Annotated in this window: 26 protein-coding genes and 1 tRNA gene; 11 read left to right on the forward strand and 16 right to left on the reverse strand. The window is 61.0% G+C overall.

Annotated elements, in window-relative coordinates:
* Window position 1: 1 nt before the first annotated feature.
* On the forward strand, window positions 2-1,597 hold the full coding sequence (locus CO670_RS03170) for a response regulator (RefSeq protein WP_097588927.1): 1,596 nt from the start codon (window positions 2-4) through the stop codon (window positions 1,595-1,597).
* Window positions 1,598-1,618: 21 nt separating this feature from the next.
* Complete coding sequence (locus CO670_RS03175) at window positions 1,619-3,298, forward strand: VOC family protein (protein WP_245425733.1); 1,680 nt, start codon at window positions 1,619-1,621, stop codon at window positions 3,296-3,298.
* On the opposite strand, the gene CO670_RS03180 is transcribed toward CO670_RS03175, so the two are convergent.
* The 3 genes from CO670_RS03180 to CO670_RS03190 all read right to left on the reverse strand — a co-directional run bounded on the left by CO670_RS03180 (window position 3,264) and on the right by CO670_RS03190 (window position 6,242).
* On the reverse strand, window positions 3,264-4,169 hold the full coding sequence (locus tag CO670_RS03180) for a DMT family transporter (protein WP_097588928.1): 906 nt from the start codon (window positions 4,167-4,169) through the stop codon (window positions 3,264-3,266). The two genes, CO670_RS03175 and CO670_RS03180, sit on opposite strands and share 35 nt — an antisense overlap.
* 109 nt (window positions 4,170-4,278) lie before the next feature.
* On the reverse strand, window positions 4,279-5,715 hold the full coding sequence (locus CO670_RS03185; RefSeq protein ID WP_097589004.1) for an FAD/NAD(P)-binding protein: 1,437 nt from the start codon (window positions 5,713-5,715) through the stop codon (window positions 4,279-4,281).
* A gap of 92 nt (window positions 5,716-5,807) precedes the next feature.
* A complete protein-coding gene (locus CO670_RS03190; RefSeq protein WP_097589003.1) occupies window positions 5,808-6,242 on the reverse strand; it encodes an OsmC family protein in 435 nt (144 codons plus the stop codon).
* Between the two features lie 143 nt (window positions 6,243-6,385).
* Here CO670_RS03190 and CO670_RS03195 point away from each other — a divergent pair, with 143 nt between their 5' ends.
* The 4 genes from CO670_RS03195 to ligD are packed head-to-tail and all read left to right on the forward strand — an operon-like array spanning window position 6,386 to window position 10,281.
* Window positions 6,386-6,646 carry a hypothetical protein gene (locus CO670_RS03195; protein ID WP_088688881.1) on the forward strand — a complete coding sequence of 87 codons (261 nt, stop codon included), beginning with the start codon at window positions 6,386-6,388 and terminating at the stop codon, window positions 6,644-6,646.
* A gap of 35 nt (window positions 6,647-6,681) precedes the next feature.
* Window positions 6,682-6,912 carry a DUF2188 domain-containing protein gene (locus tag CO670_RS03200; protein WP_097588929.1) on the forward strand — a complete coding sequence of 77 codons (231 nt, stop codon included), beginning with the start codon at window positions 6,682-6,684 and terminating at the stop codon, window positions 6,910-6,912.
* Window positions 6,913-6,929: 17 nt separating this feature from the next.
* The gene (locus CO670_RS03205) at window positions 6,930-7,769 is read left to right on the forward strand and encodes a Ku protein (protein ID WP_097588930.1); all 840 of its coding nucleotides are present in this window, start codon (window positions 6,930-6,932) and stop codon (window positions 7,767-7,769) included.
* 1 nt (window position 7,770) lies between these two features.
* Window positions 7,771-10,281, forward strand: coding sequence for a DNA ligase D (gene ligD / locus CO670_RS03210; RefSeq protein WP_097588931.1), 2,511 nt, complete (start codon window positions 7,771-7,773; stop codon window positions 10,279-10,281).
* A gap of 2 nt (window positions 10,282-10,283) precedes the next feature.
* On the opposite strand, the gene CO670_RS03215 is transcribed toward ligD, so the two are convergent.
* Window positions 10,284-11,087 (reverse strand): Ku protein, encoded by an 804-nt coding sequence (locus tag CO670_RS03215; RefSeq protein ID WP_097588932.1) that lies wholly within the window; start codon window positions 11,085-11,087, stop codon window positions 10,284-10,286.
* A gap of 410 nt (window positions 11,088-11,497) precedes the next feature.
* Between CO670_RS03215 and CO670_RS03220 the strand changes: the two genes are divergently transcribed.
* Window positions 11,498-12,832, forward strand: coding sequence for an O-antigen ligase family protein (locus CO670_RS03220; RefSeq protein ID WP_097588933.1), 1,335 nt, complete (start codon window positions 11,498-11,500; stop codon window positions 12,830-12,832).
* Window positions 12,833-12,854: 22 nt separating this feature from the next.
* On the opposite strand, the gene CO670_RS03225 is transcribed toward CO670_RS03220, so the two are convergent.
* On the reverse strand, window positions 12,855-14,000 hold the full coding sequence (locus CO670_RS03225; RefSeq protein ID WP_097588934.1) for a NosD domain-containing protein: 1,146 nt from the start codon (window positions 13,998-14,000) through the stop codon (window positions 12,855-12,857).
* 301 nt (window positions 14,001-14,301) lie between these two features.
* On the opposite strand from CO670_RS03225, the gene CO670_RS03230 reads away from it, so the two are divergent.
* The 4 genes from CO670_RS03230 (at window position 14,302) to CO670_RS03245 (ending at window position 17,196) form a co-directional block, all read left to right on the forward strand.
* The gene (locus CO670_RS03230; RefSeq protein WP_097588935.1) at window positions 14,302-15,189 is read left to right on the forward strand and encodes an AraC family transcriptional regulator; all 888 of its coding nucleotides are present in this window, start codon (window positions 14,302-14,304) and stop codon (window positions 15,187-15,189) included.
* A 142-nt stretch (window positions 15,190-15,331) separates the two neighbouring features.
* A complete protein-coding gene (locus CO670_RS03235) occupies window positions 15,332-15,733 on the forward strand; it encodes a heme-binding protein (RefSeq protein WP_097588936.1) in 402 nt (133 codons plus the stop codon).
* 40 nt (window positions 15,734-15,773) lie between these two features.
* Window positions 15,774-16,577 carry an SDR family oxidoreductase gene (locus CO670_RS03240; protein WP_097588937.1) on the forward strand — a complete coding sequence of 268 codons (804 nt, stop codon included), beginning with the start codon at window positions 15,774-15,776 and terminating at the stop codon, window positions 16,575-16,577.
* A 70-nt stretch (window positions 16,578-16,647) separates the two neighbouring features.
* Window positions 16,648-17,196 (forward strand): nuclear transport factor 2 family protein, encoded by a 549-nt coding sequence (locus CO670_RS03245; RefSeq protein ID WP_097588938.1) that lies wholly within the window; start codon window positions 16,648-16,650, stop codon window positions 17,194-17,196.
* A gap of 15 nt (window positions 17,197-17,211) precedes the next feature.
* Here CO670_RS03245 and CO670_RS03250 read toward each other — a convergent pair whose 3' ends face one another.
* The 11 genes from CO670_RS03250 to infA all read right to left on the reverse strand — a co-directional run bounded on the left by CO670_RS03250 (window position 17,212) and on the right by infA (window position 26,312).
* Window positions 17,212-17,577, reverse strand: a complete 366-nt coding sequence (locus CO670_RS03250; protein ID WP_097588939.1) for a cytochrome C oxidase subunit IV family protein — start codon at window positions 17,575-17,577, stop codon at window positions 17,212-17,214.
* A gap of 7 nt (window positions 17,578-17,584) precedes the next feature.
* The gene (locus CO670_RS03255; protein ID WP_097588940.1) at window positions 17,585-18,304 is read right to left on the reverse strand and encodes a heme-copper oxidase subunit III family protein; all 720 of its coding nucleotides are present in this window, start codon (window positions 18,302-18,304) and stop codon (window positions 17,585-17,587) included.
* 11 nt (window positions 18,305-18,315) lie between these two features.
* Complete coding sequence (locus CO670_RS03260; protein ID WP_097588941.1) at window positions 18,316-19,029, reverse strand: cytochrome c oxidase subunit 3; 714 nt, start codon at window positions 19,027-19,029, stop codon at window positions 18,316-18,318.
* Entirely contained in the window at window positions 19,026-20,804 is a 1,779-nt protein-coding gene (gene ctaD, locus CO670_RS03265) for a cytochrome c oxidase subunit I (protein ID WP_097588942.1), read from the reverse strand. The genes CO670_RS03260 and ctaD overlap by 4 nt, the downstream gene beginning before the upstream one ends.
* 68 nt (window positions 20,805-20,872) lie before the next feature.
* Complete coding sequence (locus tag CO670_RS03270) at window positions 20,873-21,691, reverse strand: cytochrome c oxidase subunit II (RefSeq protein ID WP_097588943.1); 819 nt, start codon at window positions 21,689-21,691, stop codon at window positions 20,873-20,875.
* 144 nt (window positions 21,692-21,835) lie between these two features.
* The gene (locus tag CO670_RS03275) at window positions 21,836-22,225 is read right to left on the reverse strand and encodes a cytochrome c family protein (RefSeq protein WP_245425735.1); all 390 of its coding nucleotides are present in this window, start codon (window positions 22,223-22,225) and stop codon (window positions 21,836-21,838) included.
* 324 nt (window positions 22,226-22,549) lie between these two features.
* Window positions 22,550-24,643, reverse strand: a complete 2,094-nt coding sequence (locus tag CO670_RS03280; protein ID WP_097588945.1) for a carboxy terminal-processing peptidase — start codon at window positions 24,641-24,643, stop codon at window positions 22,550-22,552.
* Window positions 24,644-24,845: 202 nt separating this feature from the next.
* Window positions 24,846-24,921, reverse strand: a tRNA-Phe gene (locus CO670_RS03285).
* 169 nt (window positions 24,922-25,090) lie between these two features.
* Window positions 25,091-25,303, reverse strand: coding sequence for a DNA gyrase inhibitor YacG (gene yacG, locus CO670_RS03290; protein WP_088676783.1), 213 nt, complete (start codon window positions 25,301-25,303; stop codon window positions 25,091-25,093).
* 132 nt (window positions 25,304-25,435) lie between these two features.
* Window positions 25,436-26,056, reverse strand: a complete 621-nt coding sequence (locus tag CO670_RS03295) for a Maf-like protein (protein ID WP_010028866.1) — start codon at window positions 26,054-26,056, stop codon at window positions 25,436-25,438.
* 37 nt (window positions 26,057-26,093) lie between these two features.
* The gene (gene infA, locus CO670_RS03300) at window positions 26,094-26,312 is read right to left on the reverse strand and encodes a translation initiation factor IF-1 (RefSeq protein WP_003545338.1); all 219 of its coding nucleotides are present in this window, start codon (window positions 26,310-26,312) and stop codon (window positions 26,094-26,096) included.
* Window positions 26,313-26,377: the final 65 nt, after the last annotated feature.

Genomic DNA, 26,377 nt, shown 5'->3' on the forward strand with positions numbered 1-26,377 from the left:
ATTGGCGGAAGACTGCTGCATTCTCATCATCGACGACAATATCGACGACCGCGAGGTCTATCGCCGCATATTGGGCCGGGTCACCAGCATCGCTTACACGGTGGTCGAGGCCGAGACCGGCGAAGAGGGCCGCGCGCTGAACAGCCGCAGACGGCCGAACTGCATTCTGCTCGACTATTCGCTGCCGGGCCGCGACGGGCTCGGCGTTCTTGCCGATATCCTCGAGGACGACCCGGCCGCCAATGTCATCGTGCTGACCGGCCAGGGCAGCGAAACCGTCGCCGTCGAGGTGATGAAGAGCGGCGCGCGCGACTATCTGACCAAGGATTCGCTCTCACCGGAAACACTGCATCGCTGCATCCAGAACGCCATCATGCACGGCGTGCTGGAAGCAAAGCTGGAGCAGAAGCGGCAATCGCTGGAGATCTTCACGCGCGCCATGGCCCATGATCTGAAGGAGCCGCTCCGGACGATCAAATCCTTCAGCCGTATCCTGCACGGTTCTGCAGCGCTTCCCGCCGAAGACCGGGAACTGCTCGATTACGTGCTGAGTGCCGCCGATCATATGGAAGACCTGATCGTCAAGGTTTCGGGCTTCACCAAGCTCGAGGCCTCCGGCGGGCCGGAGCTGAAGCCGGTATCGCTGTCCGATGTGCTCGGCCAGGTGGAGGACAATCTGCGCCAGCAGATCGAAAGCCGCGGGGCCGTGATCATCCGCGGCGCGCTGCCGGAGGTCATGGGCGACGCGACGCTTCTGGTCCAGCTCTTGCAGAACCTGGTCTCGAACGCCATCCGCTATTGCGATCAGAAGGTTCCCGAGATCACAATCTCGGGCGAACCGCATGGCGACGTCTGCCGCCTCACCGTGCATGACAACGGACCCGGCATCGATCCGCAGCATCGCGAACTGATCTTCCAGCCGTTCAAACGCCTCGTCGGCCGCGGCATCGAGGGCACCGGGCTGGGCCTTGCCATCTGCCGCCGCATTGCGCAGCTGCACGGCGGCGCAATCTGGTGCGAGGCAGGAAACGGAGCCGGCGCCACCTTCATCGTCGAAGTGCCGCTCGCCGCGGCGAAGCCTCAGGCGCCCGCCGCTTCGCCCGTGACGCACAATGCCAGGCTCGGCGAACATCTGGGCGAAGGTTCCGGCCGGCTCGCCGAGGTGCTGCTGGTGGAAGACAGCCCCGCCGACATCCAGCTTTTGAAGATCAAGCTGATGCGGCGCGAGAAAGTGAATTTCAACCTGCATGTCGCCACTAACGGGCGCGAGGCGATGCAGCTGCTCGAAGAACGCGCCGGCATTGCCGATGTGCCGCAGATCGACCTGATGCTGCTCGACATCAACATGCCGATCATGGACGGTTTCGAGGTGCTGCATGCGCTTTCGGCCGATGCCCGTCTCAAGCAGATTCCTGTCTGCATCCTCAGCACGTCGAGCGACGAGAGCGACATGCGGCGGGCACGGGATCTCGGCGCTCTCGCCTATATGGTCAAGCCACCGACCCGCCAGCAACTGGAAGAGGCACTCGAGGATGTGGAGCATCTGGAATTGCTGCAGCGCGGCGATTCGCTTGCGCTTTGTGCGGAACAAAACTAAGCGATGGTCATTGGCAACGGTATGACTGTCGCAGCTCTCATACTCGCGCTCCTGACGCCCATTCAATCAGGACTGCTCTCGATGGTATCAGGCATACATCACGTCACGGCCGTCACCCGGAAGGTGCAGGCGAACGTGGACTTTTATGCCGGCTTTCTCGGCATGCGGCTGGTCAAGCAGACGGCCGGTTACGAGGACGCGACGCAACTGCATCTCTTTTACGGCGATGCGGCGGGGACGCCGGGTTCGCTGCTGACCTTCCTCGCCTGGGAGGATGGCGCGCCCGGACGGGCCGGCTACGGCCAGATCAGCGAAATTTCGCTGGCGATCGACCCTGCAAGCATCGGCTACTGGCTGACACGCGCCATGAGCTTCGGCCTGCGCTCCGAGGGACCGGCCGAGGAATTCGGCGAGCCCGTCCTGCGGCTCAAGGATCCCGACAACATCATTCTCAAGCTCGCCGGCGCAAAGGGCCTCGCGTCGCAAGCCGTCTGGGATGGCGCCGCTATCCCGGTCGAGCACACCATCCAACGGGTGCGCGGCGCGACCATGCTGACCGAAAAGCCCGCCGAGAGCCGCAGCTTCCTCGAAACCCATTTCGGCTACCGCTTCCAGGCCAACCGCGGCACGATCGACAGGCTGGTCTCGCAATCCGGCGACATTATCGACGTGCGCGATGCGCGCGGCTTCTGGTCCGGCGCGCCAGGCACCGGCACGGTCGATCACGTCGCCTTCCGCGCCCCTGATGAGGAGACGCTGCTGTCCGTCCGCCGGGCATTGGAGACGACCGAGGCGTCGCCGACCAACATGCACGACCGCAAATATTTCCGCTCGCTCTATGCCCGGGAACCCGGCGGCACGCTTATCGAGCTTGCGACGGACAAGCCCGGCATGATCGTGGATGAAGAGCAGGCAGCGCTCGGGAAAAAGCTCTTTGCGCCGCCCGACGCCATCACCGATCTCGGCGACCTGAAGGTGGTGCTGCCGCAATTTTCGATGCCCGGCGAACCGCGCATCAACTACCGCGAACTGCCCTTCGTCCACCGCTTCTATACGCCGCCGAATCCCGACGGCAGCGTCTTCGTGCTTCTGCACGGTTCCGGCGGCAACGAAACGACGCTGATGCCGCTCTTGAACAAGGCGGCGCCTCGCGCAACGCTGCTCGGCGTGCGCGGGCGGGCGACGGAGGAAGGTTTTCCGCGCTGGTACAAGCGCATCACCCCATTCTCCTTCGACCAGAACGACATCAAGACCGAGGCTGAGGCTTTCGCGGCCTTCATCGAAGGCGCCGTCAAATCCTACGGGCTCGATCCGAAGAAGGTCGTCTATGTCGGCTATTCGAATGGCGCAAACCTTCTGAACTCGCTGCTCTATCTGCACCCGAACCTCATTCACAAGGCGGTGCTGCTGCGCTCCATGCCTGTTCTCAGCGACTACCCGCATGCAGATCTCAAGGGCACGGACCTGCTCGTCATCAGCGGCAAGACGGATGCCTACGGCAAATATGCACGCGAGCTGGAAGGGCGGCTGAAAAGTTCGGGCGCCACTGTCGATTCCGATGTCATTCCCGGCGGCCACGACCTCGGCGATGCCGATGTGCCGATCATCCAGAAGTGGCTGCTGCAGAGAATGGGTGACGAGCCGCCGACGCTGGAGCAGCAGGCGGTCAAGCCGAAGCCCGAGCTGTTCGGGCAACCATGATCCCGGCAAGCACGACAGCGCCGCCCACGGCCTGCATCGTGCCGATCGCCTCGCCAAGCAGCGCCCAGGCCAGGATGGCTGCGACGACCGGCTGCAACAGCAGCGTCAGCGAGGAAAAGGCCGGCGGCAGGTAGGCCAGGGCATAGGTGATCGCCACCTGCCCGCCTGCGTGGCTGATGAAGGCAAGGCCAAAGACCATCGACCAGCCATAGACCGTCACCGGCACCATGTCGCCCTCGAAGAAGAAGGCGACCGGAAGGATGCAGACGGCAGCGGACGCCGTGCTCCACAGCATGATGCGCATCGTATCGAACCGGCTGCGCAGCCTGCCGAGCGCAAGGATGTAACAGGCGTAGAAGAAGGCGGCGATCATCGCCAGGCCATCGCCTTGGAGGTCGCCATTGCCGAGCGCAGCCGGCCCGCCCTTCAGGATGATGACGCCGGCCAGCGCCGTGACGAGCCCAAGCATGAAGACGCGGCTGACCGGCGCCTTGAAAAAGAAGAAGGCGATGACGGTGACGAAAACCGGCGCGAGGTTGGCGAGCAGCGTCGCATTGGCGACCGATGTCATGGTGATCGAAAGGTGCCAGGCGGCGAGATCGAGCGACAGCATGACACCAGGAAGGATCAGCATGCCATAGTCGGAAAGGCTATGCGGTTTCGGCCCCGCATTCTTCTTCATGAGCGAGACGATGAAGATCGGGATCAGCGCCAGCGCCACTCGCCAGAAGGCCGTGGCCATCGGCCCGACCTCGGACAGCCTGACGAAGATCGGTGAGCCGCCGATCGCCGCTCCGCCGATAAGGAGCATCGCCAGGGGAAAACGATTGGAAGGCGAGGCTTCGGAAAGGGTGGAGGCAGCCTGCGACATGATCTCGATATTTCTGGTCGCCCAAACCGGGCCAGCGGATATTGGCTGGCGAGTGAGTACCAGAAGTCGATCAGCGGCGACAGTCAAAGAGCGACATCGGAATAGGAAATCAGGCCGGTCGTGGATTTGTCGCAGTTGCCTTTAGCTTCCCGGCAATCTCGCTCGCGACGAAGAATGCATGCTCGGTGATCTGCGGCAGTCCCATCAGCTCGCCGAAGGTGCCGCGCGCCAGAGGACCGGAGATTAGCAGCGACGGGTCTGCCGTCCCGGTCGAGCCAATCGCCTCCGAACGCTCGGTGCAAGCAAGGCCGAGGCCGGTCGGATCGAGGCTCAGGTGGCCATTTGCGGCAAGGGCCGAGAGCCAAGGCTGGGTTTCGAGAATGCCGCCATGGGCCGGGCCGGTGGTGACGACGACGGCGTCATAGCTCCGCTCCAGCGGCTTACGCTGGTGCCGCGGCTGCAAGGTGCAACGAATGAGCTCGCCCTCGAGACGCGCATCGGCGACCGATCCGGCAAGGATATCGAGACGGCCGGCGGAAACTGCCGCGTCGAGCACGGCTTCGACCTGCGGCGCGATGCGGAAACGGTGCACATCCCAATAGGGGCGGAGATGACGGACGACACGGCGTCGCTCGGCAATCGGCAGCGCCTGCCAGAGATCATACCCCTGCGCCCTGACCTGATCGATCACGCCGTGCCAGCTGATACCCTCCCCTTTCGCGGCGTCGATGGCCGAGCGGATTGCCGCCAGCAGCGCAACGGCGGAATGAGCGGCATGGGAGAGGAAATCGCCGAAGAGCTGCTGCGGCACCGGCGCGTGGCCGCGCGAACGCAGGCCGCGGCGCGAGATCGCGGTAATCGGACCGTCATGCCCGCGCTGTGCCAGCGAGGCAATGACGTCGGCGGCCGTCAGGCCGTTGCCGATGACGAGCACCCGATCGTGCGGGCGGATCACCTCGAGCGCGCCCGGCCTGGTGGTATCGGCGACGAAGCGGGGATGGGCGCCAAGCCTGGCCGCAAGCCGGCCGGGCGCTGCCGGCGGCGGATGGCTGGTGGCGATCGCGACGATATCGGCCTCCGTCACGCCGCCTTTGTCATCCTGGATCGACCAGCGGCCGCCCCGGCGCTCGACGGCAGTCACCACGGCACGGCAATGGCGCACGGCGCCATCGTCGAGCAGCGGCTTCAGCAGGGAAGCGACATATTCGCCGAAGAGCCGGCGCCGCGGGAAAAGCATGCCATCCGGCTGTTTCGCCTCGGGATCGTCGGCGACGGCATCCCGCGCTTCGATCCAGGCCTGGAATTCGCCGATGTCGGCGGGCTGCAGGCTCATCTTGGCGGCCGGAACATTGATGCGGTGGGCCGGATCGGCCGTGTCATAGGCCAGGCCGCGGCCAAGTTCGGCGCGCGGCTCGAAGACGACGATGACAGGACGTTCGCGGCAATTTGCCCTGGCGAGATGGTAGGCAACGCCTGCGCCGGAAACGCCGCCGCCGATGATGGCGACGACAGGCCGTTGAGACTTCAGGAGTGGATTGAACTGCATGGTGGCCGGATCATCGCTTTCGATGCCCGAGCATAGAAGCCAGGCATTGGCCGCGCAATCCTTCGCCGGCAATTGTCTATAATAATTATGGATTATGCCCGATCCGATATCGTCGTCGAAAAATCGGCATTGCCGCGGATCGTATTGCTGACCGTGCAGATCTCATCTTCGGCTGCGTGGACGATTTTCTCGCGCATTTCCTCGTCGATATCGCCCTTGATCGAGAAGGCAATATTGAACTTCGCAACGCGCGAAAGACCTTCCGTCGCCTTCTCGCCGGTGACGTCGGCGGTGATCTCGGTGATCCTGTCCAGAACGCCCATCTGGCTGGCGGCGATGCGGGCGCTGAGCACGAGGCAGGCCGAAAGCGAGGCATAGAGCAAATCGAGTGGGCTGAAGCCTGGATGCGACGGCGCGGTGACGATATCGATCTCGCCCTTGGTGGTGGACGTGACATGCGGAAAACCCATGCGCCCGAGAACGGCGGTGGCGCCGGTCGGACGCGGACGAGCCTTGAGATCTGCCATGATGAAATCCTCTGACAACAGCCTTTCAGACAAAGCTTCCGCCCTTGCCCCATACGGGCGCCGGCAGCGCTCGGCAACGGAACCTTTCCATCCCTCATCAGTTGATTACACCTGAACGAAATCAGTGACAAAGGTGGATTGCGATGGCTGATGTCCGCAGCATGGACCGCCAGGGCCGACGGATGGACGCCCGCGATCGGCTGATCGTCGCGCTCTATGCCCAGCTGAAGGCCGAGCGGGAAACACGCGAGACCCTGGAATGGGCAATCCGCAACGGCGCCATATCTCAAGAAGTGCTGGAGGCGATCGCGGCCGATCCCGTCCCCGTCGTCACCAGCGAGGATATCGCTTCCCTGGAGAAGATCATCGCGCTCGACGAAAGGCGCAAACCAAATCGGAACTAGAGAGCATGATGCTCCATGACGAGAGGAGATCCGAAATGGCCGATATCACCTATCAGGTCGTGCCGCATGACAATGGCTGGGCCTATAAGCTCGGGGACACGCTTTCTGAAACCTATGCCACTGCCGATGAAGCGATTGTCCGCGCCAAGGACGCCGCATCGCGCCAGAAGATCGGTGACGGCGATGCGCTGCTCGCCTATCCCTCACCCGATGGCGGCTGGGCATTTCAGGAACTCGAGACCGACAAGAGCAACAGTCGGCTCTGAATGCGACGGAGGATGGAATGGCCGCTCGGGCAAGCTGGAAAGGTCATTTGAAAGTCGGCGACCTCGCCTGTGCCGTCGGGCTTTACACCGCCATTTCCTCTTCCGACCGCGTCTCCTTCAACATCATCAACCGCAGGACCGGCCACCGGGTCGAACGGCAATTCGTCGATAGCGAGACGGGTAAGCCGGTCGGACGCGACGACCAGGTGAAGGGCTACCGGATGGAGAATGGCGATTACATCGTCATCGAAGGCGACGAGATCGCCGAGATCATGCCGCAAAGCGACAAGGTGCTGGATGTCAAAGCCTTCATCGGCTGCGACGCCGTCGACAAGCTTTATTTCGACCGCCCTTACTACCTCGCGCCCGCCGATGCGCATGATGAAGAAGCTCTTTCGCTGATCGGCCGGGGCATGCGCGACGGCAAGGTCGTGGCGCTCGCTGAAGCCGTGCTTTTCCGGCGCAACCGCACACTGCTGATCCGTCCCCATGACGACCATATCGTCGCCACGATGCTGAACTTCGATTACGAGGTTCGCTCGGCCGACAGCGTCTTCAAGGATATTCCCGACATCAAGTTCGACAAGGAAATGCTCGAGCTCGCCGGCCATATCATCGAGACCAAGCACGGCAGCTTCGATCCGAGCAAATATGAGGATCGCTACGAGCACGCGCTCGTCGAGTTGGTGAAAGCGAAGATCGAGGGCCGCGCACCGCCGAAGAAGAAAGCGCCTAGGGAAAGCAAGGTCGTCGACCTGATGGAGGCGCTGCGTCAGAGCGCAAAGATGAGCGGCAAGCCGCCTGCGAAGAAGAAAGCGCCGGCGCGCAGCGACAGCGGCAGGAAGAAGGCAAGCTGAAATGGCTCTCGAAACCTATCAGGCGAAGCGCAATTTCAAGCTCACGCCGGAACCGCGCGGCCGAAAGGGCCGCACGAGCGGCAACAGTTTCGTCATCCAGAAGCACGATGCGACCCGGCTGCACTACGATTTCCGGCTGGAGATGGACGGCGTGCTGAAGAGCTGGGCGGTGACGAAAGGGCCGAGCCTCAATCCCGAAGACAAGCGGCTTGCCGTGCATGTCGAGGATCATCCGCTTTCCTACGGCGATTTCGAGGGCATCATCCCGAAAGGGCAATATGGCGGCGGCACTGTCATCGTCTGGGATCACGGCACCTGGACGCCGCACGGCGATGCCCGCAAGGCCTACCAGAAGGGCCATATGGAATTCGAACTCGACGGCGAGAAGCTGAAAGGCCGCTGGCATCTCGTGCGCATGCACGGTCGGCCCGGCGAGAAACGCGAAAACTGGCTGCTGATCAAGGGGGATGACGCAGAGGCGCGCTACGACGGCAATATTCTCGATGAACGGCCGGAATCGGCCAAAACCGGCCGGCAGCTCGAAGAGGTGGCGGAAAACCCCGATGCGACATGGGATTCCAAGTCGAAGGAGGGTAAGGCGTTTGCCGCCAAAAAGCCGGCGCGGAAGGCAAAAGCCCCGGCACCCGAGCAACGCGACTGGCCGAAGGGGGCGCGCAAGGCAATTTTGCCCGATTTCATCGAGCCGGCGCTCGCCAAGCTGAAACCGAAGCCGCCCGCCGGCGACCGCTGGATTCATGAGATCAAGTTCGACGGCTACCGCCTGCAGGTCAGAATCGAGGATGGCGATGTCAGGATGCTCACCCGCAGCGGGCTCGACTGGACGAAGAAATTCGGCAAGGACGTGCTGGATGCCTTTGCCGCGCTGCCGGTGCAGTCGGCGGTGATCGATGGCGAGATCGTCGTGGAGCGCGATACCGGCGCTTCGGATTTCTCGGCGCTGCAGCACGACCTGAGCGAGGGCCGCTACGATCGCTTCGTCTTCTATGCCTTCGATCTTCTCCATCTCGATGGCCACAGTCTGTTGAACGCGACGCTCATCGATCGCAAGCACCTGCTCGAAACCCTGCTCTCCGGCGACGACGACAAGCTGCGCTACAGCGCGCATTTCAACGAAAGCGGCGGGTTGGTGCTGGACCATGCCTGCCGGCTCAGCCTGGAAGGCGTGATCTCCAAGCTGCGTGACAGCAAATACACGTCGGGACGAAAGGGCGAGTGGATCAAATCGAAATGTTCGCATCGCCAGGAATTCGTCATCGGCGGCTATGTGCCCTCGACGTCGATGAAGAACGCGATCGGCTCGCTGGCCATGGGCTATTATGAAAACGGCGATCTCAAGCATGTCGGCCGGGTCGGCACCGGATACACGGCGGCAACGGCACAGATGCTTTATGAAAGGCTGTCGCAGCTTCAGCAAAGCGAAAAATCATTCGACGACAAACTGACGGCAGAGGAGCGGCGCGGGCTGATCTATGTGAAGCCGCAGCTTGTCGGCGAGGTGGAATTCCGCGCCTGGTCGGCCGACGGCAACCTGCGCCATGCCGCCTTTCGCGGCCTGCGCGAGGACAAGCCGGCGAAGGGCGTGACGCGCGAGACGGAAAAGACGACAACACGCGATCTGCCGAAATCGGCCGTGACGCTCACGCATCCCGACCGCATCTACTGGCCGGACGAAGGCGTGACCAAGGAAGGGCTGACGAATTATTACGCCCAGGTCTGGCGCTTCATGGCGCCCTATGTCGTCAACCGGCCGCTGGCGCTGCTGCGCCTGCCCGACGGCATCAACGGCCGCCAGCGGTTTTTCCAGAAACATGCCTGGAAAGGCATGAACCAGCATATCGGCGAGATCATCGATCCGAAGGACAAGCAGGGAGAGAAGCTGCTGCGCATCACCGATTTCAACGGCATCGTAGCCCTGGTGCAATCGGCCGTACTCGAAATCCATCCCTGGGGTGCGACGACGGACAATTGGGAAAAACCCGACATCATCACCATGGACCTCGATCCCGGCGAGGACGTGGAATGGGAGGATGTGATCGCCGCCGCTTACGAATTGAAGGAGCGCCTGGAAGCCGAAGGTCTCGCGGCCTTCGTCAAGACATCGGGCGGCAAAGGCCTGCATGTCGTGACGCCGCTTGCACCGAAGGCCGGCTGGGTGGAGGTGAAGGCTTTCGCCAAATGGCTTGCCGACAGCATGTCATCCGACGATCCCGACCGTTATCTCGCAACGGCGACCAAGGCCAAGCGCAAGGGCAGGATCTTCATCGACTATCTCCGCAACGGCCGCGGCAATACGGCGGTCGCCCCCTATTCGACGCGGGCAAGACCCGGAGCCGCGGTCTCGATGCCGCTGGAATGGAGCGAACTCGGCGCCGACATCGGGCCCGCCTATTTCACCGTTGATAATACGCCGACGCGGCTCGACGCATTGCCGAAAGATCCCTGGGACGGGTTCTTCGCGGCGGCCAAACCTTTGGAAAAGAAGAAGCGATAGAACTACCTCGGCTTCTGGCCGCCTTCCGCGGCCAGGCTCTTTTTCAGCGCGTCCATGATGTTGATGACATTGCCGGTCGATTTCACCGGCGCCGGTTTTTTGGCGGGCGCGGCCTTCTTCAGGCTCTTCTGCTTGCCGCGGATCATCGACTTCAGCCGTTTCTGGATCGGATCCTGCACCATGGCCGGGCTCCAATCCTTGGTCTCTTCCTTCACCAGTTGCTTCATCAAAGCCAGCAGCTTGCTGTCGATCTTGGCCCCGCTGTCAAGTTCGGCCATCGGCTCGCGCACCTCCTCGCCGTACCGCAGGGTCCAGAGAATGATGCCTTTGCCCTGAGGCTCCAGGAGCACGGCCCGCTCGCGCCGATAGAGAACCAGACGGGCGATGCCGACGACGTCGTTTGCCTTCATCGCCTCGCGGATGACGCAGAAGGCTTCGACGCCGACCTTGTCCTCGGGCGCCAGAAAATGCGGTTTGTCGTACCAGATCCAGTCGATCGAGCCGCGTGGCACGAAGCTGTCGATATCGATGGTGCGGGTGCTTTCGAGCCCGACCTCCTCGATCTCCTCGTCCTCCAGGAGAACATAATCGTCCTCGCCGCGCGGATAGCCCTTCACTTGGTCCCGCTCGGCCACCGGCTTATGGGTGACGCTGTCGACATAGCGGCTCTCGACGCGGTTCTTCGTTTGGCGATTGAGGACATGGAAACGCACCTTGTTGCTCTCCGTCGTCGCCGGCGTCAGGGAGACGGCGGCAGTGACGAGCGAGAGCTTGAGATAACCTTTCCAGAATGTCTGACGTGCCATGGGTTCCCACCTGCCACACACCTGTGGATATGGCAGTGAACGGCGGATCCGCGCTTTGGTTCCGAGAATGCGGATGAACGAACAACCCGGCGCGACATCATGGAACGTCTTTAGCGACTGGATTCAGGGAGTAAGATCGCTTAAAGTCGCCCGGCGTGGCGATGAGACGTCCTGCCTGAAGCAATAAGCTGTTGAAGTCATTGGGAAAAGCCTACCATGACTATGTCGCCCGCCGGAGCGGGCAGTTCGCAAGCCAGTGATACAGTTATCGAAACGGCCAAATGAATTCACTTCCAGCAAACAGAATCCGATGGATGAAAAAATCAATTCCCGGCACCCTTCGATCGAAGCTCCCATTCGTTCGACGACGCGCAGCCGGGTTTTCCCAGATTGATTTATAAGAGCCTTCAATGACGATAGAAGATGCAGCTTCGGCAAGAAACTACTATCCACCAGGCTACCACCGGCGGTCTGTACCCCGATGGCGCGTTAGACGCGACGTCCTGGCCAAGCTTGTTCTTACGATAGCATTTTACGCTGCTCTTTGGCGAGCCACGAGCATGTGGTACGGCCTTCCTGCAAACTTCGAAGACGGGGCATCGGTCGATCCACTTCCGATGAAGCTGCTGCTCTACAGCCTTATTCCTTTGTCGGGCTTATACTTTCTATTGGAGCAGCGGCAGTTCCTGCGGGTCTTCTCGAGGATTTCGCCGTTCATCGTGGTTGTCGGCATTTCCTGCCTGACATCAATCGTCTTCTCGATCGACAAGGCAGCATCCTTAAAAGGATTGGCTGCGGTCATCGTTCTCGCGATTCCACCGCTTCTGTACCGTGCGCGCTACGGCAATGTCGAAGCATTCCGGATACTTGGGCGTTTTGCGATAGCAGCGGCATTTATCAACGTTCTCTATACAGCAGCCTTCCCTCAATTCGCCATCATGCGTGGCAGCTATGCGGGCATGGTCAAGGGTGCTTTTTATCATAAGAACACGTTGGGACAGTTTTGCTCGGTCAGCTTTGTCTGCCTGTTGTCGACGGAGAAGCTCGGCCGGCTTCGTTACAGTACCCTCATCCGCTGGGCTGCGATGCTCTGCCTTCTCGCCCTGATCGTGGCGACGAAATCTTCGACAGCCGTTGTCCTGACGATGTTCGGCAGTGTCATGCTGTACGGGATCCGTATAATTCACGTCTACCCGAACCGCCTTTTCCGTTCATTCGTCGTCTTCCTATTGTTTGTGATCGTGGGATTTGGCGCCAGCTTCGTTTATCTCGGCGTGGCCTCGGCCGTTGCAGAAGCATTCGGCAAGGACATTACCTTCTCGGGGCGCACCAATATCTGGGAACAGCTATTGCCCCTGATATGGGATAGGCCGTTGACGGGGTATGGCTTTGCGATGTTCCGGCAGCCCCAGGTCATGGAAGAATATGTCAAGGTCACCTTCGATGCGCGCTCGACCCACAATACCTATCTTGAACTAGCGCTTAACATCGGCATTCCCGGCATCGCGGCATGGACATTGTTCTTGCTGACCCGCCTATTCAGGAAGATGACAATCGTCGATCCCGACCCGGCGGAATCCGGCGCCAGACGAAAAGAGATCGTCATCATCATCCTGATCATGCTTGGGGCCATGACCGAGGCAGGTATGATGCTTGCGCCTTTTATTCTCTGGCCACACCTGGTCATCGCGCTCTCGGAGTTGCGACCGAGATCGCGGACAAACCAGACCCTACGCCAAACTTGATGGGAACGCGCGCGATCGCCGCTTAAATCGAGAGATACCGCTTCTGCCAGGGCAACATATGCTCCTGCCATGCGCGCGGCGTGAAGTCGTCGTAGGCGGTCTCGGCGATCGCCAGCATCCAATTCTGGCCTTTGCGGGCCAGCAGCACGCATGACAATTCCATGCCGGGTTCGGCGGCGATGGAAGGCCGATTGGCGCCGGGGATATCGATCCCCTTATCGCGCCACTGGATGCGGATCTCGTCCGGTTCGGATGTCCATTCGCCGGAGGCGACGGAGGCTTTTCCATCGGGCCGGAAGCGAAGCGGCGGCGGCGTGACATTCAGAAAACTGCCGTCATTGGCATAGTTACCGTCAACTTCGCCGGCCGTCTCTTTGCCTGGTCCTTTCAGAACGATATCCTGCTTGCAGCGCAGGAAGATGTTGCGCCGGAAGCTCCCGGACCAGGCGCGGTTGGCGAAAAAGGCGATGTCGCATCCGCTGATCACGTTATCATGAATGTCGATGTCTTTGCGGAACGCGAGCTCCTGGTCGGAAAAACCGCTCAGGGCCACGCCGCGATTGTTGTTCTCGATCCAGTTGTCATAGACATGGTGGCCGGCATGGTCGGCCTTGTCGCCGATGCCGTAGCCGAAGGAATAGTCGTTCATCCTGCCATCGCGCATGATGTTGCTGCGCACGACGGCATCATCGCCGATCGATGAAAAGGAGAAGTTCTTGCCGCCAATGAAATTGTATTCGACGCGGTATTTTCGGGTTTTATCGCAGACCAGGGCGCCCTTGTTCGAAGCGCTGGCGGGCGACTGAAGGAAGAGATTGCCGCGGATCAAGACGTCGGAACTGATATTGGTGTCGCTGTTCTGATAGGCGAACTGGCAGCAGTCGGCACCCTGCCCGGTCGCTGCTCCGATGCGGTTGTTTTCCAGCAGCACGTCCACCGTCTTCGTCAGATAGATGCCGTCACCCTTCACATTCTGGGTTTCACAGCGTCTGATGACGAGATTTCTGCCATTGTGAAATTTGAACCCGCGTGGGGAATTCTTGACGATGACATCCTCTATCACCGTATCGGAAAACACCTGATAGGCGACACCGATATCCTCAGCGCCGTCTATGACCTGCCCTTGCGTGCGGGCGCCGTGAACTTTCTTTCGAGAGATGGCGGGCATCGGATCTCCAATCGGCAGGATCATCGCTCAGCGAATTAAGGAAGCGCATATGGCAGGAGTTTGACGGTCTGCTCTCGTCCGATGCGCGGGCAATATGAAACCTCCGCGACTGCAGCACTTGCTGCCTGCGTGAACTTTCGCCACAATCCATACTGCAATTCATAGGCTGTCCCAACCTCGGTCTGGCTCACGGCACGATATTGTTAAGTTAGAAAATGATTGCAGATTGAAGGCGGCGGCAATCGGCCCGCCAGTCTGAAAACTTCAAAATCTCGAACCGGTTTTGCGGCGGGGACGCGACATGACCTTCGTGGAGTCGCAAGGGGATCGAAAATACCGGACCAGCGAGCGGGTGGGCGAGCTCGTGGAATGCTCGTCTCTGCAGGTCGAACTGCGGCGTTTCGATCCGGGCTGGCAGGTGGACCTTACCCTCGAATGCACCGAGATAGCGGTCCTGCTTTCGGGCCAATCGAAAATCAGGTGGACGGGAGACGGTCATCGCCGGGAGGCGATCGCCCGCCCGGGCGTCGCATGGGTATGCCCTGCGGGCGTCCATGAAAGCGGCGTGGAGGTGGTCGGCACGATGCCGGAATCCCTGCACATCTTCCTGCCGCCCTCGCTCGTCGGGCAGACCGCGCTTTCGAATTTCGACATCGACCCGGCCAAGGTGCAGCTCGCTTATGCGGGCGGCGTTCCCGATGCCATGGTGCTGCAGATCGGTCGGCTCTTTCGCGGTTTGCTCAATCGCGCCCTGGAGCCGACGGATCGGCTCTTCCTCGACGGGCTGCAGCTGACGCTGGCGGCGCATCTGCTCGGCACCTATTCGTCCGGTCGGTGGCAGCCCGCCGCCCGGGCGCCGACCATCGACCCCAAAAGGCTGCAGCGCGTGTTCGATTTCATCGAAGCCCGTATCGCTGCGGAAATCTCGCTGGACGACCTTGCCGCCGAGGCCTGCCTCAGCTCCTTTCATTTTGCCCGGATGTTTCGCAGGGCTACCGGCATGGCCCCGCATCGCTACGTCACCGAGCGGCGGATCGAGGCAGCCAAGGAGAAGCTCCGGCTCGGACGATCCTCGCTCGTGGAGATTGCGCTCGACACCGGCTTCGGTTCGCAGGCGAACTTCACACGCGTCTTCCGCAAGATGACCGGCCTGACGCCCGGCCAATACCGCGCGCTGCTTGCCGGTTAGCAGTGGCCGCCATCATGTGCGCGGCACAGCGCAAGATCTGCAAACAGCGCAGCAAGAACTGAAAATACCGCGCCGCCTTTCCTGCCTACACCTGTCTCGTCGAACGGGGAGATTAACTCCGCACGAAAAAAGGAGGCAGGAGATGATGACCATCGACGAGGCCCGCAGGATCATCGCCGCGGGCGAGGCGCGGGCAGAAGAAATCGGCATTGCGGTCAATATTGCAGTCCTTGATGCCGGAGCGCACCTGAAGGCGTTCGCGCGCATGGACAGCGCTCTCCTCGGCTCCATCGACATCGCCATCGGCAAAGCCCGGACGGCCGTGCTGTTTTCCATGCGCACCGAAGCGATCGGCGAATTCTGCAAACCCGGCGGCACCTCCTTCGGCCTAGAGCAGACCAATGGCGGCCTCGTCGTCTTCGCAGGCGGCATCCCGCTCACCAATGGAAACGGAGTCCTGATCGGCGCCGTCGGCATATCCGGCGGGGCCGTCTCCCAGGACCTCGACATTGCCCAGGCCGCAGCGGCCGCCATCGCGCGCTAAGCCGCCGTTTCAACTCCAAGCAGATCGAAAGGAACCGATCATGAGTAAAACCATTCTGATCACCGGCGCAGGCTCCGGATTCGGCAAAGGCGCCGCCATCGGCATGGCCAGGAACGGCCACGCCATCATCGCAACCACGCAGGTTTCGTCGCAAGTCACGCCGCTGCGCGAGGAAGCCGCCGCCCTCGGCCTCAAAAATTTCCGCGTCGAGCGCCTCGATCTCACCGACCATTACGATATTCAACAGGCGCAGGGCTGGGATTTCGACGTGCTCTGGAACAATGCCGGCATGGGCGAAGCCGGTCCGGTCTGGGAAATTCCGATCGAACTCGTTCGCAAGAACTATGAAATCAACGTCTTCCTGCCGCTGGTGCTGACCCAGGGCGTCGTCCAGAAATGGGTGCGCGAAGGCAGGAAGGGCAAAGTCGTCTTCACCTCCTCGATGGGCGGACTGTTCACCCCGGCCAACTGGGGCACCTATGTCTCCACCAAGCACGCGCTGGAATCGATCGCCGAAGCGCTGCAGCAGGAACTCAGCCACTACGGCATCAAGATCCAGACCATCAATCCGGGCGCCTACTACACGGGCTATAACGAGACGATGGCCGACAATCCCTTCCGCTGGCTGGATGACAGCAGGAATTTCACCAAGCGCGCCGACCTGCGCAAGGGCTTCGACGATTTCTTCGCCACGCCGGAAGGCAAGATGGATCCCAAGGAGATGATCGACCGCATGATCGAGGTCGTCCCGGCCGACACCGGCAAGTTCCGCAACGTGGTTCCGAAGGTCATCGAGGACATGCTGAAGGACCACCAGCTCAAAGCCTGGGAAAACCAGATCTGATGTGACCTTTACGGCGAGCGGCACCCGGTCGGCGGGTGCCGCGCCAATACCCCAATCATCGGAGGAAGCCATGTCCGCCACTGCAAACGCAGTCGTCCGCCGTCCCGATTCAACCGGCCGCCGCATCGTCAACGCTGCCTTCGGCATCGCCGCTACTCTTCTGGCGCTAACGGGCCTCGAAGCGCGCGCTGCGCCGCAGGCGCCGAGCGAGACCGAACGCCGCAACAAGACGGCCGTCGAGGCCGGCTTTGAGGCATGGGCAGCCGGCACCGGCAGCCCCTACGACCTGCTTGCCGACGACGCCCGCTGGACGATCGAAGGCTACTCGCTGGCATCGAAAACCTATCCGAACCGCGAGACCTTCCTGCGAGAGGTGATCCGCCCCTTCAATGCCCGCATGCAAGCGCCACTGAAGCCCGTCATCCGCAACCTCTATGCCGATGGCGACACCGTGATCGTCTTTTTCGACGCCCGCGGTATCGCCCGCGATGGCAAGCCCTACGTCAACACCTATGCCTGGTTCCTCGACATGCGCGACGGACGCATCGTGCGCGCCTCGGCCTTCTTCGATTCAGTGGCGTTCAACGAGTTCTGGACGCGTGTGAGGCCATCCGAATAGGGCGGCTTGCCCGCTTCAGGGCGTAGCGCCGAAGAAGGCGAGCCGGGTGAAGATGGTATAATCGGCTTCCGATACCATCAATGCGACGAACACCAGCACCAGCAGCGGCGGCAGCAGGATGGCATAGACGAGCGCCAGCCGCTCCCAGGCCATATGCATGAAGACGGCAACGATCAGGCCGGCCTTCAGCATCATGAACACAAGGATCAGCGTCCATCTGATATAACCCTGGATGCCGAGATAATCGACCATGTAGGAAAAGGCGCTGAGCACGAAGAGCAGGCCCCAGACGACGAGATAGAGCCGGATCGGGTGCTGCTGCCCGGTGTGTGCCTCGACATGTGCCGTTTGGGCTTGCGCGTGCGCCGTTGTCTCGCTCATGACGACCTCACCACAAATAAAAAAACGCGAAGATGAAGACCCAGACCAGGTCGACGAAGTGCCAGTAGAGGCCCATGATCTCGACGGCCTCGTATCGGCCTTTCCGGCTGGTGAAGAAACCGCGCCGCTCCACATCGAAATCGCCCCGCCAGACCTTGCGGGCGACGATGAGGAGGAAGATGACGCCGATCGTGACATGAGTGCCGTGAAAGCCGGTGATCATGAAGAAGGTCGACCCGAATTGAGCCGCGCCCCATGGATTTTCCCAGGGGCGCACGCCTTCGGTGATCAGCTTCGTCCACTCGAAGGCCTGCATGCCGACGAATGTCGCCCCGAGAAGGGCCGTCAGCAGCATCAGCATCGCGGTCTTATGACGGTCGCGGCGATAGCCGAAATTCACCGCCATCGCCATGGTGCCGCTGCTCGAGATCAGGACGAAGGTCATGATGGCGATCAGGATCAGCGGAACGTCCTGGCCGCCGATATGCAGCGCGAAGACCTCGCTCGGATTGGGCCATGCGACCGGCGTCGACATGCGGGCGGTCATGTAGGCGATCAGGAAACAGCCGAAGACGAAGGTGTCGCTCAACAGGAAGATCCACATCATCGCCTTGCCCCAGGAGGCGGTTTTGAAGGCGCGCTGATCCGAGCTGAAATCGGCGGCGACACCGCGCAGGCCTGCCGGCCTGAGGGCAGCTTCGCCATGTGTCTCGACAGTCTGTGCCATCAACAAATCTCCTAGTTCAGCAATGTGCGGCAGAGATCGACGAAATCGTTCGCCCATCCGGCAAAGAGCGAAAAGAGCAGGAGCCAGACGGCAAGCATGAAATGCGAATAGATGGCGGAAAGCTCGACGCTGAGGCTGAGCCTGTCCGTCGCGACCTCGCTTGCAAACGCCTTCACCGTCGTGTGCGCGAGCACGGCGAGCCCACCTAGAATATGCAGGCCGTGCAGGCCGGTCAGCATATAGAAGAAGCTGTTGGCGGGATTGTCGGCAAGCACGTAGCCCGCCGCCGCGAGTTCCCGCCAAGCCTGGATCTGTCCGGCGAGAAAGAAGACGGCAAGAGCAAGGGCAGCGGCAAGTGCGGGGCGCAGGCGCTGCATGCGGCCATGCCCCGCTTCGCTTTTCGCCCATTCCAGCGAAACGCTGCTGAGGGCCAGTGCCGCGGTGTTCACCCAGAGGAGGCGCGGAACCGGCGTCGCCCACCAGTCCGCCGAGGCCATGCGCATGAAATAGGCGCTGACGCCTAGGCTGAAAACGGCGCCGACGACGCCGAGAAACACGAAGAGGCCGATTTTCACGGCCGGCGCCGGCGGCCGTTCGGCGCTCGCATGATGCGGCATCTGCACAGACCCGGTTTCGAGCCAGGGCTTCGAGGTCAGCCGCTGTCCGGCGAGCCACCAGACGATGATGGCGCCGATCGCGGCAAGGAAGATCAGCGTGACGTTCATGCCGGGCTCTCCCGGGTTGCGCTGCCATCTGCCGGCACCGTCTGCGGAATGAAATCCTCGGCCGCGCCGGGCACGCTGTAATCATAGGCCCAGCGGTAGACGACAGGCAGATCCTTGCCCCAGTTGCCGTGCGCGGGCGGCGTCTGCGGCGTCTGCCATTCGAGCGTCGTCGCCCGCCATGGATTGCCGCCGGCCTCCCGGCCCCGGAAAAGGCTCCAGGCCAGGTTGAACAGGAAGACCATCTGCGCCGCACCGACCACGAGCGCCATGACGGTTATGAAGACGTTCAGCGTGTGGGCGGAAGGCGGCACGAAGGTGATCTCTCCGAGTTCGAAGTAACGGCGCGGTACGCCGAGCAGACCGAGATAATGCATCGGAAAGAAAATCGCATAGGTGCCGAGGAAGGTGACCCAGAAATGGATCTGGCCGAGCGCCTCGTTCAGCATGCGCCCCGTGACCTTCGGATACCAGTGATAGATCGCCCCGAAGATGACGAGGATCGGCGCGACACCCATGACCATGTGGAAATGCGCGACGACGAACATCGTATCCGACAGCGGCACGTCGACGACGACATTGCCGAGGAAGAGGCCGGTCAGGCCGCCATTGACGAAGGTGACGATGAAAGCGAGCGCAAAGAGCATCGGCAGCGTCAGATGGATGTCGCCGCGCCAGAGCGTCAGCACCCAGTTGTAGACCTTGATGGCCGTCGGGATGGCGATGATCAGCGTCGTCGTGGCGAAGAAAAAGCCGAAGGCCGGGTTCATGCCGCTGACATACATGTGGTGCGCCCAGACGACGAAGCTTAAGCCCCCGATGATGACGATCGCCCAGACCATCATGCGGTAGCCGAAGATATTCTTGCGCGCATGGGTGCTGATCAGGTCGGAAACGATGCCGAATGCAGGCAGCGCGACGATATAGACTTCCGGATGCCCGAAGAACCAGAACAGGTGCTGGAAAAGGATCGGGCTGCCGCCGCCATGTTTCAGCTGCTCGCCCATTTCGACGATCGCAGGCATGAAGAAGCTGGTGCCGAGCAGACGGTCGAACATCATCATGACGCAGGCGACGAAGAGAGCGGGAAAGGCAAGCAGCGCCATCACGGTCGCGGTGAAGATGCCCCAGACGGTGAGCGGCATGCGCATCAGCGTCATGCCCCGCGCCCGCCCCTGCAGCACGGTCACCACATAATTCAGCCCGCCCATGGTGAAGCCGATGATGAAGACGATCAGCGAGGAGAGCATCAGCAGGATGCCCCAATCCTTGCCCCCCGGCGTGCCTGACAGAACTGCCTGCGGCGGATAAAGCGTCCAGCCGGCCCCCGTCGGGCCGCCGGGCGCGAAAAAGCCCGCGGCGAGGATCAGAACGGCGAGCAGATAGATCCAGTAGCTCAGCATGTTCGCGTAGGGGAAGACCATGTCGCGGGCGCCGACCATCAGCGGAATGAGGTAGTTGCCGAAGCCGCCGAGAAAGAGCGCTGTCAGGAGATAGATCACCATGATCATGCCGTGCATGGTGATGAACTGGTAATAGTGATCGGCATCGATGAAGGCGAAATAGCCGGGAAAGGCGAGCTGAATCCGCATCAGCCAGGAGAGCACCAGCGCCACCAGTCCGATCGCGATGGCGGTGAGCGAATATTGGACGGCAATGATCTTGGCATCCTGGCTGAACACATATTTCGTCCACCAGCTGTGGGGATGATAGAGCTCGACATCCTCGACTTCGGCGGCTGGGATGGCGCCTGCGCCGCTGGACGGAATCTCGACCATGATATCTCCTCCGTTTCCTTCCCGCCGGTTGATTCGACCGGCACGCGGCCTTCCCTCTTCCCGCCAGTTCAGTTCGCCGGCGGCGCGTCTCCCGAGGACGCCGTCAGCTGGGTGAATGTCTGTTGCTGCTCGAGCCAGGCCTGGTAGTCAGCGTCATTGTCGACGATGACGGTGCCACGCATCTGCGGATGGCCGACGCCGCAGAGTTCGGCGCAGAGAACCTCGAACGTTCCCGTACGCGTCGGCGTGAACCAGAAATAGGTGACCATGCCGGGGATCATGTCCATCTTTGCGCGGAATTCCGGCACATAGAAATCATGCAGGACATCGACCGATCGTAACAATATGCGCACCGGCTTGCCGACCGGCAGATGCAATTCGCCGCCTTCGACGATCACGTCGTCGAGCCCGCTTGCATCGTTCTTGTCCAGCCCGAGCGGATTTTCGGCAGTGATGTCGCGCGTCTCCGCGCGGCCGAGCTTGCCGTCTGCGCCCGGCAGACGGAAACTCCACAGCCACTGCTGGCTGACGACCTCGACCGGGGCGGCATCGTCGGGCACCGTGATGAACTGGTTCCAGACGATAAGGCCCGGCGCGAGCATGGCCGCGACGCCGACCGCAGTCCCTCCCGCCAGCAGCCACTCCAGCCCGCGGTTCTCAGGCTCGTAAGCAGCCCGATTGCCCGGCCGGTGGCGGAAACGCAGGACGCAATAGGCCATGAAGGAGATCACCGCCACGAAGACGATGCCGGTGATCCAGAAGGTGATGACGAGGGTGCTGTCGATATAGGTCCAATTGGACGCGATCGGCGTCCACCACCACGGGCTCAGCACATGGAACAGCACGGAGCCGACGACAAGCAGGACGAGAATCAGCACAACAGCCATTTCCGCCCCTCCTGGGCTGAGCGACCGTGAAACCTCATTCCAGAAAAATGTCGAGTTTATTATCGCACAGATAGAAAATCTCGGCAATTACGGCGATTTAAGCAGGCGCCGTCAGCCGGAACTGATCATTTGGGGTATTGCCCTTCATTTGGAATATTGCTTGAGATAGGCGACGAGATTGGTGATCTCCTGATCATCCTTGACCCCTGCGAAGGCCATCTTCGTGCCCTTCACCTTCGCTTTCGGATTGTGCAGATAGTCGCGCAGCGTCGCCTCGTCCCAGACGAGGCCGCCCTCACCGGCCGCCTTCATCCCGCTCGAATAGGCAAAGCCCGGATGCGTCCCGGCCGTGCGGCCGAAAAGCCCGTTCAGCGACGGACCGACCTTGTTCGTATCGGAATCGGCGACATGACAGGTCGCGCATTTCTTGAAAACGGTGGCACCCGCCGTCGCATCGCCCTCCTGCGCCCCCGCGTCAGCAGGGGAAAGGGCAACAACTGGGATGGCAATCAGCAGAACAACACGATAGTCCACGGCAAACCTCATCCTCCTCAAGGTTGCCCAGCCACTCGCACCCTCCGCTGCCATTGCCGTGCGGAGCATGTTAGCGATGCTTAAAGTTTAGTCTTTCGTGGATGCAAGTCAATGTTCCACAATTCTGGCATCGGCGACAGACGTCTGCAATGACTGACGGAAGCGGCACTCCCGGCACAGCCGTGAAGCCTTTGATCTCGGCGGTTCTCGGTATGCCGCTGTTGGCGGCCCATGATTTGGCGGCGTACTCTGCAATCATTCCGCTATGCAAGCCTGCGCAAATGAAAGCGCAGGCCGGCATGAATATCTCCGTCCGTCGTCCGGTTATTTGGTCGCCGCGTTGAGCACGCTTTGCTGCAAATCCGCCTCGTCGCCGACGATAGCGGCGGCTTCGTCCAGCAGGACGTCTTTTGCATTCTTGCGGGCATTTTCGATGGCGATATCGGCGCTCAGGCTGCGCTCGCCCGACTCCAGGCCATCATCTTCGCCGGGATCTTCGCCACCGCTCGCCTGCGCCCGGGACTTGAACCGGGCTTCACGAGCGGCCGCTTCCTTGCGCCGTTCTGCCTCGTTCAAGGAGATGACGCCCTTCTCGCGCTGCGCCTTCAGGTCGGCGATATCCTGTACCAGACGTTGAAAATCCGGATCGCCCTTGACCCGCGCATCGTGGCGGCTTTGCAATGTCGGCAGCAGTCTCGCGACGGTGTCGGCCGGGGCGTATTTCGCCGGCTTGATCTCTGCCCACGGCAGGGCATTGTCGTAACTGGTCTCGCCGAAGAGGGTCGGATCGGAAAGTCCCGGCAAGCTGATGTCGGGCGTCACGCCGTGCAGCTGTGTCGTGCCGCCGTTGACCCGGAAAAACTGGGCGATCGTCACCTTCAGCTCACCATATTCGGCTTTGCTGTTGCGAACGATCTGGTCGAGATCGACGACGGTCTGGACCGTACCTTTGCCGAAACTCGGTTCGCCGATCACCACGCCGCGGCCGTAGTCCTGGATTGCCGCGGCGAAAATTTCCGAAGCCGAGGCCGAGCCGCGATTGATCAAGACACCCATCGGGCCATCCCAGACAGGCGCCGCAAACTCGGCGCTTTTGACCTCGACCTTGCCGTCGCTGCTGCGCTGCTGAACCACCGGGCCCTTGCCGATGAAGAGGCCCGTCAGATCGATCGCCTCGTCCAACGAACCGCCGCCATTGTTACGCAGGTCGATGAGAACGCTGTCGACCTTTTCCTGTTTCAGTTCGCCGAGAAGCTTGGCGACGTCACGGCTTGCACTCTTATAGTCCTTGTCGCCTTTGTGCCTGGCTTCAAAATCCTCATAGAATACCGGCAGAGTGATCACGCCGACTTTGCGAGTGGCTTCGCCCGCCTTTACCGACAGCACGGACTTTTTGGCAGCCTGCTTTTCGAGATTGATTTTATCGCGCACCAGGTTGACGACGCGGTGCGTGCCATCGGCTCCGGCATCCGCCGGCAGGATATCCAGCCGCACCACGGAGCCTTTTTTCCCACGGATCATCTGTACGACTTCATCGAGGCGCGTGCCGACCACTTCCTTGATCGGCCCGTCCTTGCCCTGGCCGACGCCGGTAATGCGGTCTCCGACGGCGAGCTTGCCGGAGAGCTGGGCCGGGCCGCCGGGCACGAGTTCACGGATCGTCGTGTAGTCGTCGCGTTCCTGCAGCACCGCACCGATGCCGAACAGCGAAAGCTTCATCGAAACATTGAAGTCGGCTGAAGCGGCCGCGCCGAAATAATCCGTGTGCGGATCGATCGACGTGGCATAGGCATCCATGAACGACTGGAAAACGTCGTCGCTTTTAAACTTGTAGGCGCGCTCGAGCGTATTTTCATAACGCTTGTCGAGCGTTTCGCGAATGGCCGCATCGGTCTTGCCGCCGAGCTTCAGCCGCAGCCAGTCGCTCTTGACGCGCTTGCGCCAAAGCTCGTTGCTCTCCGCTTCCGACTGCGGCCAGGGCGCCTTGTCGCGAAGCACCGAATAATTTTCCTGCGCACTGAAATCGAAGCCCTGCTTCAGCAGGCCGCGTGCGTAGGTCATGCGGTCGACCACACGCTGTTCATAGGCGTTGAAGATCGAAAACGGGATTTTCAGGTCCTGCCGTTCGATGGCATCGTCGATCTTGTTGCGGTCAGCCATGAACTTGTCGACGTCGGCCTGCAGGAAGAGCATGCGGTCCGGATCAAGCGACTTGATGAACTGATCCATGACCCTTGCCGACAAGGCATCGTCGAGCGGAACGGGTTTGTAGCTATAGCGCGAGAGAAATTCTGCGCTCAATTCGGCGGCCTGCGCCTGCCGCTTCAGCGGCGCCAGATCGGGCGGCGATGCGACCTCTGCATATGCGGACTGTGCTAGTGCAAGAAATGCACCGAGAAAAACATAGGCTATGCGCATTTAGTCTTGATCCGATTCATAGTGCCGGGGGTCGAAATAATATCTAGGTGAGACAATTATGGTTTTTTGGCAAGCGGAAGCGTCTTTTGTGCCAAATCTTCCCGAGCTTATCGGCAGTGACGCTGAAAACCGATGAATCGCAAGCCTCGACGAGAGCCTGTTCGTTCTGGGCAGCCGCTGAGATTGATTTGGAAAAGTGATGTGGTGCCCAGGACCGGAATCGAACCAGTGACACGCGGATTTTCAATCCGCTGCTCTACCAACTGAGCTACCTGGGCTAACCTGCTTCCAATGGCATCTCTACCGCGGGGCCTTGGTTCACCCCGGAAGCGAGCGGGGTTATAGCATCTTGTTCGGCCATGGCAAGCGTCAAATGACTCTTTTTTGACGGTCGTGCCGGTTTTGCGGATTCATGAGGAAAAATAAGAGCTTCGCGGGCGGAATTCTTCAGTTTTCCTCGTCCGGATAATCGGCCTTGGTTTCATCGTCGGCCACCGGAATGGCATAGGAACCGGTCAGCCAGCGGGAAAGATCGACCTCGCGGCAGCGGTTGGAGCAGAAGGGATAGTGTTCGCGGCTGGAGGGCTTGCCGCATTCGGGGCATGGGCGCGTCTTGCGCAGCGGCTCGACCTTGGCGGCTGCTTTCTTTTCTTCAGGCATGATCGTCCGTCCTAAAGCATGTCGCACAAAAGTGTGCACGGTTTTGCGATAACGACATGCGGAAAACAAAGTCTGGAAGCGCGACGCGCTGATCCGAAAGATCATGCCGCGCTTTCGCATCGGCATTCGGGCTCAGCCCTCGGGCCACCGGCTATGCACGTCGAAGCCTTCGCCGGTCAAAAGTACAATCGTTTCATAAAGCGGCAGGCCGACGACATTGGTGTAGGAGCCCACCATTTTCTGCACGAAGGTGCCGGCGAGACCCTGTATGCCGTAGGCGCCCGCCTTGCCGCGCCACTGACCCGACGCCAGGTAGTTTTCGATCTCGAAGCCGGAAAGACGCTTGAAGCGCACTTTGGTCTCTACGATCTTCTGGCGGATCTTGCGATCCGGCGTCACCAGGCAAACGCCGGTGTAGACGAGATGGTTTCGCCCGGAAAGCAGATGCAGCGAACTCAACGCCTCATCGGCGAATTCGGCCTTGCCGAGAATCCGCCGCCCGACGGCGACCACCGTATCGGCCGAGAGGATATAGCTACCCTTCCAGGTGATATCGCCCTTGATGGCGGCAAGGGCGGCTTCCGCTTTCTCAGCCGAAAGCCTTCGGGCGAGCGAGCGCGGATGCTCCGACTTTTTCGGCGTTTCGTCGATATCCATCGGCATCAGGCGCGAAGGCTCGATGCCGGCCTGATTGAGCAGGTCGACGCGACGGGGCGAGCCCGAGGCCAGAATGAGCTTGTATTTCAGCGCCATGGAACCTCGACCATCGGCAGACGGGGGCGGGGTAAGCTTACTTGAAACGGTAGGTGATGCGGCCCTTGGTCAGGTCATAGGGCGTCATTTCCACAAGCACCTTGTCGCCGGCGAGAACGCGGATGCGGTTCTTGCGCATGCGGCCGGCCGTATGGGCGATGATCTCATGCTCGTTTTCAAGCTTCACGCGGAATGTCGCATTCGGCAGAAGTTCGGTGACGATTCCCGGGAATTCGAGGACTTCTTCTTTCGGCATATAGTGGTTTTCTTCCTGTGGGTTGAAGAGGCAGCGCAGCGCGCGCCTTTAAAATTTGCGCGGAA

It is taken from the genome of Rhizobium sp. J15 (assembly GCF_002531825.1).
Lineage (GTDB): Bacteria > Pseudomonadota > Alphaproteobacteria > Rhizobiales > Rhizobiaceae > Rhizobium.